This is a genomic window from Kitasatospora sp. NPDC059571 (genome assembly GCF_042735675.1).
Classification (GTDB): Bacteria; Actinomycetota; Actinomycetes; order Streptomycetales; family Streptomycetaceae; genus Kitasatospora.
This window is the reverse complement of record NZ_JBHWBW010000143.1, coordinates 1-10,159: the sequence shown is the minus strand read 5'-3', so window position 1 is coordinate 10,159 and position 10,159 is coordinate 1. Positions and strand designations below refer to the sequence as shown.

The following is a 10,159-nucleotide window of genomic DNA, read 5'->3' as shown; positions in this document are numbered from 1 at the left end:
GGGGGGGGGGGGGGGGGGGGGGGGGGGGGGGGGGGGGCGGGGGGGGGGGGGGGGGGGGGGGGGGGGGGGGGGGGGGGGGGGGGCCCCCCGCGCCCCGCCCGGCACCGTCCACTGCCCGGTCCGGTCGGCGAAGCCCGAGTCGAGGGTGAACTGCACCCGCGCCGGGTGCGAGGCGACCGGCAGCAGGAAGGCGATCCAGCCGAGCGCGGTGTCGCCGGGGGCCAGGTGCACCCCGGCGGGGAAGGCCGGCCCGGAGGTCACGTCCGCGATAACCGCGTTGAAGCCCTGCCCCTGCCCGTCGACCACCTCGGCGCCGTTGGACGGCGCGTCCCCGTACGCGGTGGTGCCGGTGTTGTGCAGCCGGAACTGCACCGCGACCAGCTTCTGCCCGGGGCTCGGCGAGCCGATGTCGTTCGCCAGGTTCGCCGGGTCGGCCACCGCGGTCACCGTCACCGCCATCCGGGAGCCCGCCGCGCTGCCCGTCAGCTCCACCGTGTCGCCGACCTGCGCCTGCCCCGTCCCGCCCGGCGCGGAGGAGGCGCCCGAGGAGGGGGCGCTGCCGGTCGCCGCCGGGTGGTCGACCACCTCGGGGGAGCCGCAGGCGGCGAGGACGGCCAGCACGGTCGCCGCCGCACCGCCGGCCAGGGCACGCCGTGCTCCGGTGGACCGCATACCGCGCCGCCTTCCCGGGCGCCGCCGGGGCGGCCGGCCCTCGACCTTCCACGCTACGGGCCCGCCGGCGCCGCCGCGCGGCGCGCCCCGGCCTGCCCCGCAGGCCCGGCCGCGGCGGGGTGCACACCCCTAGAGTGGGCGCGTGGACACGCAGCGGGAGGAGCCGCGGGAGCAGCGGGCCGGCTGGTACGAGCTCTTCTTCGACCTGGTCTTCGTGGTCTTCGTCAGCGTGCTGGCGGCCCGCCTGCACGGCGATCCGGGGCCCGGCGACTTCGGCGCCTTCGTGGTGCTCTTCTTCCCGGCCTGGTGGGCGTGGGCCAATCTGATGGTCACCGTCGACCTGTTCGGCCCGGAGAACCCGCACGCCCAGGCCGTGCTGCTGGGCGCGATGCCGGGGATCGGCCTGATGGCCGCCGCCGCGCCGCAGGGCCTGGGGGACCGGGCCTGGGCGTACGCGCTCGGTGCCGCCTGGGTCCGGCTGGCGACCTTCGTGCTCTGGTACCGCAGGTCGCGGCTGCCCGGCAGCGCGCTGCCGACCTGGCGGCCGGTGCTGTACTGCGTCCTGCCGGCCGCGCTCTGGGCGGTGTCGGCCGTCGTCCCGGGCGCCGGGCGCTTCGTGCTGTGGGGGGTGGCGATGGCGGTCGAGGTGGTGCTGCTGGTCGTCCGCCGCGGGGTCGACACCGGGTTCTACGAGCGGCTCTCGGTGGAGCACCTGGTGGAGCGGATCAGCCTGTTCGTGGTGATCGTGCTGGGCGAGAGCGTGTTCACCGTGGTCGCCACCCTCGCCGGGCACTTCACCGGCCCGTCCGGCACGGCCGCCCTGCTCGGCTTCGTCGTGGTGGCCGAACTCGCGGTGGTCTTCTTCCTCTGGGGCACCTCGGGCGCGGCCCGCGGCCTCGCCCGGGCGCAGGCCGGCCGCTCCACCCGGGCGATCCGGGACACCGTGATGTACCTGCCGTTCGTGCTGGTCTCCGGGATCACCGTGATCGCCGCGGCACTCGGCACCGCGGTCTCCGAACCCGCCCACGTGCTCCCGCCCGGCGCCCGCTGGGCGCTCTGCGGCGGCGTGCTGGCCTACTACACCGCGAACGCCGCGATCGCGCTGCGCTACGGCGACGGGCTGCGCACCGTGGCCCTGTGGTACCTGCCCTGCCCGCTGCTCACCTTCGGCCTGCTGCTGCCGGCCGCACTGCTGCTGCCCGCCTGGGCGGCGGTCGGCTGCGCCGCGCTGCTGGTGCTGGTGATGACCTCGCTGGCCAAGCGGCGCGCCCGGGCGGCCGGGCGCTCGCCCGCCCCGGCCGCCGGCTGAGCCGCACCGGGCGCCGGGGCGTCCGGCGCCCGGCGGGCGGGCCGGCCGTGCCGGTCTCAGACCACCGCACCGCCCATCGGGTCGTCCGGCTCGTCGTCGTCGCGGTCCTTCATCCGGGCGACCAGCGTCACGAAGCCGCCGAGGAAGGCGGTGACGCCGGCCCAGGCCGGCCAGCCGGCCACCTCGTGCCAGAAGAACACGTCGAACAGCAGCAGTGCCGGGCCGCCGAGGACGGCGAGCCAGGCGAACTTCGCCGTGGTGTCGGCGGGCGGCAGCGGGGGCGGCTCCGGCGGGACGAAGTGCCCCTCGTCCGGGTCCTCGGCGACCTCGAAGTCGCGCGGCCCGGCGACCTGGCCGGCCGTGTCCGGCCGGGGCCGCGGGCGCGGCCGGGGGGCGAAGTCGGCCAGGCTGTTGACCGGGCCCGGACCGGGCGCCTGCTCCTGGCTGCGCAGGTTCTCGATCTCCGGCCAGTCCGGGTCGGTCAGGTCGACGGGGTCGTCGAACTGGGCCACCAGGGCAGCGAAGATCGCGTCCTGTTCGGCCTGGCTGCCGGGCCCCGGGCGGCGTGCGGGTGCCGCGCCGCCCTCCTCCCGCGCCGGGTCCTGACGTCCGCGGTCGGCCGTGCCGTCCTCGGGCAGCTCCTCGTCGCCGCCCGCCCTGCTGGTCTCGTTCACTGCCGGCCTTTCAGCCCAGATGGTGCTCGGCATCGGTCGTCGCCGCCGGCGCCAGCCGCCGGATGAAGTCGAGGCTCGACTCGAAGATCATTTCGGCGTCGTGGTCCAGCGTCGCGACGTGGAAGCTGCGTTCGCACAGCTTCTCGGTCACGTCCGTCGAGGATATCCGGGCGAGCACCAGTTCCGAGTTGGCCGGGGAGACCACGTGGTCCTGCGGGCTGTGCAGCAGCAGCACCGGCTGGCGGACCTCGGGCAGCGCGGCCTGCACCGTCCGCCACAGCCGGGACAGCGACCAGGCGGCGTGCAGCGGCGTCCGGTCGTAGCCGAGCTCGGCGGAGCCCTCCAGGGCGATGTCGTTCGCCACCCCGGGCAGGCTCGGCACCAGGTGCCGCAACACCGGCAGCAGGACGGTCGCCGGGTTGTCCGAGCGCACCGACGGGTTGACCAGCACCAGGCCGGCGATCGCGTCGCCGTGCCGGGCGGCCAGCCGCAGGGCGAGCGAGCCGCCCATCGACAGGGCGCAGACGAATACCTGCTCGCAGCGCTCGCGCAGCGCCGAGAACTCCCGCTCGACCTCGGCGTACCAGTCCTCCCAGCGGGTGGCCTGCATGTCCTGCCAGCGGGTGCCGTGGCCCGGCAGCAGCGGCAGGGCGACGGTCAGGCCGGCGGCCGCGAGGTGCTCCGCCCAGGGGCGCATCGACTGCGGGGAGCCGGTGAAGCCGTGGACGAGCAGGACGCCGACCGGGCCGCCCTCGTGGTGAAACGGTTCTGCACCGGGCAGCGGCGGCATCACGGGCTCCTTCGCATCCACGCTCGGGCCGGCCTACTCGCCGGTACCCGGGGCGGCATCGTCCCACGGGCGCGCCGCTCCCGTACAGGGCCCGACCGGCTCCGCCGCGGGCCTGCCGGTGCACACGGGGCAAGCCCTGGGCATTAGGATCGACCGGTCCGCACACCAGGAGGCCCGGGTTGTTCTACCGCATCATGAAGATGATCGTCGCGCCGTTGCTGCGGATCTTCTTCCGGCCGTGGATGGAGGGCGAGGAGAACATCCCCGACGAGGGGGCCGCGATCATCGCGAGCAACCACCTCTCCTTCTCGGACTCCTTCTTCTTCCCCGCGCTCATCAAGCGCCGGGTCACCTTCATCGCGAAGGCCGAGTACTTCAACACCCCCGGCCTCAAGGGCAAGCTGACCGCCGCCTTCTTCAAGGGCGTCGGCCAGCTGCCGGTGGACCGCTCGGGCGTGCGCGGCGCCGGCGAGGCCGCGATCCGCAGCGCGATCGCGGTGATCGAGCGCGGCGAGCTCTTCGGCGTCTACCCCGAGGGCACCCGCTCGCCCGACGGCAAGCTCTACCGCGGCAAGGTCGGCGGCCTGGCCCGGGTCGCCCTGCAGACCGGCGCCCCGGTCATCCCGGTCGCCATGATCGACACCGAGAAGGTGCAGCCGCCCGGCCAGGTCGTGCCCAACTTCGGCATCCGCCCCGGCATCCGGATCGGCCGCCCGCTGGACTTCTCCCGCTACCAGGGCATGGAGAACGACCGCTTCATCCTCCGCTCGGTCACCGACGAGGTGATGTACGAGATCATGCGGCTCTCCGGCCAGGAGTACGTCGACATCTACGCCACCGCCGCCAAGCGCCAGATCGCCGACGACAAGAAGCGCGCCGACGCGGAGCGCCGCGCCGAGCACAAGGCCGAGAAGGCCGCCCAGAAGGAGGCCGAGAAGGCCCGCCAGGAGGCCGAGAAGGCGGCCGCCGACGAGAGCGCCGGGAGCGCCGAGGACGCCGGGGACGGCAGCGCCGAGCAGTAGACCGGCGCAGGGGGGAGCGGGAATGGCGGAGGACCACAGAGCCGGGCCCGGCCGGCCCGGCGCCGCACTGGTGCTGCGCACCGGCGGATCCGTGGCGGCCGGCGGCATGTCCGTCGAGATGCCGCTGTGGCGGGCCATCGGCTACTTCCGGGTGCTCGCGCTCGCCTACGCCGTCCTGCGCTACCTCAACTCCTACCTGGAGTTCCGCCACCCGGTCTCCGGCTGGATCTACCTCGGCGCGCTCACGGTGTGGACGCTCGCCTCCACCCGCGCCTTCTCCGGCCCGCTGCGCTGCACCTGGTACGTGCTCGGCTTCGACCTGGGCGCGGCCGTCACCGGCATCGTGATGAGCGGCATCATCGACAGCCCCGCCCGGATCCACGGCGGCGCCCCGACCCTGCCCACCATCTGGGCGGCCGGCACCGTCCTCGGCTTCGCCGGCAAGGGCGGCTGGAAGCCCGCCGCCTTCGCCGCCACCCTCATCGGCCTCGCCAACATCCTCAGCCACGGCGGCATCACGCCCGACAACATCCACAACATCGTGCTGCTCATGGTGGCCGGCTGCGCGATCGGCTACGTCATCGAACTCGCCCGCGCCAGCGAGGCGGTGCTCACCAGGGCGCTCCAGGTGGAGGCCGCCACCCGCGAGCGCGAACGGCTCTCCCGGGACATCCACGACGGCGTGCTCCAGGTGCTGGCCCTCGTCCGGCGCCGCGACGGCGACCTGGGCGAACTCGGCCGCCTGGCCGGCGAACAGGAGCGCGCCCTGCGCGCCCTGATGACCGCAGGCCCGCCCGCCGCCCGCTCGGAGGCCGCCGGCGACGGCGACGGGCCCGCCCTGCGCGACCTCACCGCACTCGTCCGGGTCCACGCGGACGAGCGGATCACCGTCTCCGCCCCCGGCACCCCGGTGCTGCTGCCCGCCCGGACGGCCGCCGAACTGGCCGCGGCGGTCGGCGCCGCGGTCGACAACGTCCGCCGGCACGCCGGCGACGGCGCCCGGGCCTGGATCCTGGTCGAGGACGAGCCCGACGCGGTCACCGTGTCGATCCGCGACGACGGCGCCGGCTTCCCGTCCGGCCGGCTCGGCGAGGCGGAGCAGGCCGGACGGCTCGGTGTCTCCCAGTCGATCCGCGGCCGGCTGCGCGACCTCGGCGGCACGGCCGACCTGTACGCGGCGCCGGACCAGGGTGTCGAGGTGGAGCTCCGGGTGCCCAGGAAGGGGAACTGATGTCGGACCAGGTACGGGTCATGGTGGTCGACGACCACCCGATGTGGCGCGAGGCCGTCTCCCGGGACCTCGCCGAGGCGGGCTTCGCGGTGGTGGCCACCGCCGGGGACGGCGAGGAGGCCGTCCGCCGGGCCCAGGCCGCCGGCCCGCAGGTCGTCGTCCTCGACCTCAACCTGCCCGCGCTGCCCGGCGTCGAGGTCTGCCGGCGGATCATCGCGCTGGACCCGGCGACCCGGGTCCTGGTGCTGTCCGCCAGCGGCGAGCACGCCGACGTCCTGGAGGCCGTCAAGTCGGGGGCCACCGGCTACCTGGTGAAGTCCGCCGGGCGCGAGGAGCTGATCGACGCGGTGCGCCGTACGGCGCTCGGCGACCCGGTCTTCACGCCCGGGCTGGCCGGGCTGGTGCTCGGCGAGTTCCGCCGGCTGGCCGCCGAGCCCGCGGCCCCGGCCGCGCCCGCCGCACCGCAGCTGACGGCCCGCGAGACGGAGGTGCTGCGGCTGGTCGCCAAGGGCCTGTCGTACCGCCAGATCGCCGACCGGCTGGTGCTCTCCCACCGCACCGTGCAGAACCACGTGCAGAACACCCTCGGCAAGCTCCAGCTGCACAACCGCGTCGAGCTGGTCCGCTACGCCATCGAGCAGGGGCTGGACGACGAGCTGTAGCCCCGTACGGCCCGGCCCGGCGGGCGAACCGCCCGGGCGGGGGCGCGGCCGGCCCGCGGCCGCCCCCCCCCCCCCCCCCCCCCCCCCCCCCCCCCACGGGGGCCAGGTGCACCCCCACCCCCGCCCCCGGGGGCCGTGACCGGCCGTCAGCCCCGCACGCCCGCCGCCGCGGTGCGCAGCAGCTCGGCGACGATGTCCACGCCCTCGCGGGTCAGCACCGACTCCGGGTGGAACTGCAGCGCGGCGAAGCCCGGGCCGCGCAGCGCGTGCACGTCGCCGGTCAGCGGGTCGCGCGCCACCTCGACGCCGTCCGCGGCCAGCCGCTCGGCGGCGGCGTCGTCGCAGCGGGCGGTGAACGTGTTGTAGAAGCCGACCGTGCGCCTGGTGCCGAACAGGTCGACCTGCTCCTGTGCGCCCTGGTACGGCACGGCCTTGCGGGCCAGCGGCAGGCCGAGCTGCGCGGACAGCAGCTGGTGGCTAAGGCAGACCGCGAGCAGCGGCGCGGTGCGCTCGCCGGAGCGGACGGCGGCCAGCGCGTCGGCGGCGATCGGCCGCAGCAGCGCCATCTTGGCGTCCTCCGGGTCGGCCGGGTCGCCGGGGCCGGGGCCGAGCACCAGCGGGCCGGTGTGCGCGGCGACCGTCTCCCGCAGGCCGGGGGTGTCGTAGCGCAGCACGGTCACCCGGTGGCCCAGCGAGGTGAGCAGGTGGGCGAGCATCGAGGTGAAGGTGTCCTCGCCGTCCACCACCAGCGTCTCGGGGCCCGGCACGGCGGCGGCCGGCTGCTGCATCCGCAGCCAGAACGGCGCCAGGTTGGCGCGGCGGGCGTCCAGCGCGGCCTGCACCCGGTGGTCGTCCGCCAGCCGCGGGCCGCCGCCGCGGGCCGACGTCCGCTCCGGGGCGGGCCGGGCGCCGATCGCGGTGAGCACGCCGGCCGCCTTGGCGTGCGTCTCGGCGACCTCGGAGTCCGGGTCGGAGTGCCGCACCAGGGTGGCGCCGACCCGCACGACCAGCTCGCCGGTGGCCGGGTCGATGTCGGCGGCGCGGATGCAGATGGGGGAGTCGAGCTGCTGGCCGCCGCTGGCGGAGCGGCCGATCAGGGCGAGCGCGCCGGAGTAGTAGCCGCGTCCGGAGGACTCGTAGCGGCGGATCACCCGGGTGGCGTTCTGCACCGGGCTGCCGGTCACGGTGGCCGCGAACATGGTCTCCTTCAGCACCTCGCGCACGTCCAGCGAGGTGCGCCCGCGCAGCTCGTACTCGGTGTGCGCGAGGTGGGCCATCTCCTTCAGGCGCGGGCCGAGCACCTGGCCGCCGAGGTCGCCGACGGTGCACATCATCTTGAGCTCCTCGTCGACCACCATGGTGAGCTCCTCGAGCTCCTTGGGGTCGTGCAGGAACTCCAGCACCGACTCGACGCTCGGGCCCTCGGCCGGGTGCCGGTAGGTGCCCGAGATCGGGTTCATCACCACGGTGCCGCCGGACTGGCGGACGTGGACCTCCGGCGAAGCGCCGACCAGCACGCGCTCCCCGGTGTGCACCAGGAACGTCCAGTACGCGCCGCGCTCCTGCTCCAGCAGGCGGCGGAAGAGGGTCAGCGCGAGCGCCGTGTCGAAGCCGTCGAGGCGGCCGCGGAAGTCCCGGCGGATCACGAAGTTGGCGCCCTCGCCGCGCCCGATCTCGTCCTCGATCACCCGCCGGACGATTCCGGCGTAGCTCTCGTCGTCGATGTCGAAGCTCCCGCCGCCGAGCGCGACGGGCCGCTGCGGCAGCGCGGGCAGCACCTCGGCCAGCGGGAAGGCGTACTGCTCCTCGACGGCCAGCGCCTGCAGCGGGGTGCCGTCGTCGTGCGCGTCGAAGCCGCGCTCGCGGATCTGCCGGTACGGGACGAGGGCGAGCAGGTCGTGGCGGGGGCCGCCGGCGGGCACCCCGGTGCGCACGGGCAGCCCGGCGAGGGTGTCGTGGGCGCCGACGGTGCCCACCAGGACCTCGACGGTGTCCGGGGCGAGGCGCGGGGCGCGGCGGTGCAGCAGGGCGAAGGCCGGGGCGCCGGGGGCGGCGAGGCGGGCGAGCAGATCGGCTGGGGCGGTCACGGTACGGCGGTCCTTCCGGGGCGGCGTGCAGGGAGCGGTCGGTCGCTCTGCCCGGGACGGCCGCCACTGCCGGCGGAACGCCGACGGCCGCCCCGAGGGGCGGCCGTCGTGTCGTCTAGTGGAGACGCGCGATCGGTGGGCCGCCCATCGGGCTGGCCCACCACCAGGAACAGGTGTGTGTCGCGGTCACGGGGACGAGCGTAGCGGATGCTCCGCCGGTGTGAAGTGCCTCACCGAAATGTCCATGGACCGTCTCACCCATCGGGCGGCGGGCACAATTCGGTTGTGGCACCCCGTAGCCTTGCTGCGTGACCGTGACAACTGAGACCAACGGGACAGGCCACTCGTGGCAGTCCCTTCCCGCGGCGCAGCAGCCCGAATGGCCGGACCAAGAGGCTCTGCGCAAGACCCTTGCGGACCTCGCCTCGTATCCGCCGCTCGTCTTCGCCGGCGAGTGCGACCAGCTGCGCGCCCGGCTCGGTGCCGTCGCCCGCGGTGAGGCCTTCCTGCTCCAGGGCGGTGACTGCGCCGAGGCCTTCGACGGCGTGTCCGCCGAGCAGATCCGCAACAAGCTGAAGACGCTGCTGCAGATGGCGGCCGTGCTCACGTACGCCGCCTCGGTGCCGGTGGTCAAGGTCGGCCGGATCGCTGGCCAGTACTCCAAGCCCCGCTCCAAGTCGACCGAGACCCGGGACGGGGTGACCCTGCCGGTCTACCGCGGCGACTCGGTGAACGGCTTCGAGTTCACCCCGGAGTCCCGGATCCCGGACCCGGAGCGCCTGAAGCGGATGTACAACGCCTCCGCCGCGACGCTCAACCTGGTGCGCGCCTTCACCACCGGCGGTTACGCCGACCTGCGCCAGGTGCACGCCTGGAACCAGGACTTCGTGCGCAACTCGCCGTCCGGCCAGCGCTACGAGCAGCTCGCCCGGGAGATCGACAACGCGCTCGCCTTCATGAACGCCTGCGGGGTGGCCCCGGAGGAGTTCCGGACGGTCGAGTTCTACTCCTCGCACGAGGCGCTGATCCTGGACTACGAGACGGCGCTGACCCGCACCGACTCGCGCACCGGCGACCTGTACGACGTGTCCGGCCACATGGTCTGGATCGGCGAGCGGACCCGCCAGCTGGACCACGCGCACATCGAGTTCGCCTCGAAGATCCGCAACCCGATCGGCGTGAAGCTCGGCCCGACCACCTCGGTCGACGAGGCGCTCACCCTGATCGACCGGCTGGACCCGGACCGCGAGCCCGGCCGGCTGACCTTCATCACCCGGATGGGTGCGGGCAAGATCCGCGAGCACCTGCCGGCCCTGGTGGAGAAGGTCACCGCCTCCGGCGCCCAGGTCGTGTGGATCTGCGACCCGATGCACGGCAACACCTTCGAGGCCTCCAGCGGCCACAAGACCCGCCGCTTCGACGACGTCCTGGACGAGGTCAAGGGCTTCTTCGAGGTGCACCGCGCGCTGGGCACCCACCCGGGCGGCATCCACGTGGAGCTGACCGGCGACGACGTCACCGAGTGCGTCGGCGGCGGCGACGAGGTGCTGGTCGACGACCTGCACCAGCGCTACGAGACGGCCTGCGACCCGCGGCTCAACCGCAGCCAGTCGCTGGACCTGGCGTTCCTGGTCGCGGAGATGTACCGCAACCAGTGACACCCGCGGCTTGATCGCAATGTGAGGAAGGCCCCTCCGCCGGACGGCGGAGGG

Annotated in this window: 8 protein-coding genes and 1 pseudogene; 5 read left to right on the top strand and 4 right to left on the bottom strand. The window is 74.9% G+C overall.

What is annotated here, in order from left to right:
* Positions 1 to 672: pseudogene (locus ACFV0G_RS18085) on the bottom strand (DUF4352 domain-containing protein); the annotation flags it as partial.
* Positions 673 to 814: 142 nt separating this feature from the next.
* Here ACFV0G_RS18085 and ACFV0G_RS18080 point away from each other — a divergent pair.
* Positions 815 to 1,981 carry a low temperature requirement protein A gene (locus ACFV0G_RS18080; RefSeq protein ID WP_380548126.1) on the top strand — a complete coding sequence of 389 codons (1,167 nt, stop codon included), beginning with the start codon at positions 815 to 817 and terminating at the stop codon, positions 1,979 to 1,981.
* A 56-nt stretch (positions 1,982 to 2,037) separates the two neighbouring features.
* On the opposite strand, the gene ACFV0G_RS18075 is transcribed toward ACFV0G_RS18080, so the two are convergent.
* Positions 2,038 to 2,655: a hypothetical protein gene (locus ACFV0G_RS18075; protein WP_380548123.1), complete on the bottom strand. Its 618-nt coding sequence runs from the start codon at positions 2,653 to 2,655 to the stop codon at positions 2,038 to 2,040.
* A 10-nt stretch (positions 2,656 to 2,665) separates the two neighbouring features.
* Positions 2,666 to 3,445, bottom strand: a complete 780-nt coding sequence (locus ACFV0G_RS18070) for an alpha/beta hydrolase (protein ID WP_380548120.1) — start codon at positions 3,443 to 3,445, stop codon at positions 2,666 to 2,668.
* Between the two features lie 179 nt (positions 3,446 to 3,624).
* On the opposite strand from ACFV0G_RS18070, the gene ACFV0G_RS18065 reads away from it, so the two are divergent.
* The 3 genes from ACFV0G_RS18065 to ACFV0G_RS18055 all read left to right on the top strand — a co-directional run bounded on the left by ACFV0G_RS18065 (position 3,625) and on the right by ACFV0G_RS18055 (position 6,360).
* On the top strand, positions 3,625 to 4,467 hold the full coding sequence (locus ACFV0G_RS18065) for a 1-acyl-sn-glycerol-3-phosphate acyltransferase (RefSeq protein WP_380548117.1): 843 nt from the start codon (positions 3,625 to 3,627) through the stop codon (positions 4,465 to 4,467).
* Positions 4,468 to 4,573: 106 nt separating this feature from the next.
* Complete coding sequence (macS, locus tag ACFV0G_RS18060) at positions 4,574 to 5,698, top strand: MacS family sensor histidine kinase (RefSeq protein WP_380548148.1); 1,125 nt, start codon at positions 4,574 to 4,576, stop codon at positions 5,696 to 5,698.
* The gene (locus ACFV0G_RS18055) at positions 5,698 to 6,360 is read left to right on the top strand and encodes a response regulator (protein WP_380548114.1); all 663 of its coding nucleotides are present in this window, start codon (positions 5,698 to 5,700) and stop codon (positions 6,358 to 6,360) included. The genes macS and ACFV0G_RS18055 overlap by 1 nt, the downstream gene beginning before the upstream one ends.
* A gap of 146 nt (positions 6,361 to 6,506) precedes the next feature.
* On the opposite strand, the gene ACFV0G_RS18050 is transcribed toward ACFV0G_RS18055, so the two are convergent.
* Positions 6,507 to 8,447, bottom strand: a complete 1,941-nt coding sequence (locus ACFV0G_RS18050) for an anthranilate synthase family protein (RefSeq protein ID WP_380548111.1) — start codon at positions 8,445 to 8,447, stop codon at positions 6,507 to 6,509.
* Between the two features lie 308 nt (positions 8,448 to 8,755).
* On the opposite strand from ACFV0G_RS18050, the gene ACFV0G_RS18045 reads away from it, so the two are divergent.
* The gene (locus ACFV0G_RS18045; RefSeq protein WP_380548108.1) at positions 8,756 to 10,105 is read left to right on the top strand and encodes a class II 3-deoxy-7-phosphoheptulonate synthase; all 1,350 of its coding nucleotides are present in this window, start codon (positions 8,756 to 8,758) and stop codon (positions 10,103 to 10,105) included.
* Positions 10,106 to 10,159: the final 54 nt, after the last annotated feature.

Coding starts and splice junctions, on each gene's coding strand:
- macS (WP_380548148.1), top strand. CDS start 4,574: ATGTCCGTCGAGATGCCGCTGTGGCGGGCCATCGGCTACTTCCGGGTG.
- ACFV0G_RS18070 (WP_380548120.1), bottom strand. CDS start 3,445: ATGCCGCCGCTGCCCGGTGCAGAACCGTTTCACCACGAGGGCGGCCCG.
- ACFV0G_RS18055 (WP_380548114.1), top strand. CDS start 5,698: ATGTCGGACCAGGTACGGGTCATGGTGGTCGACGACCACCCGATGTGG.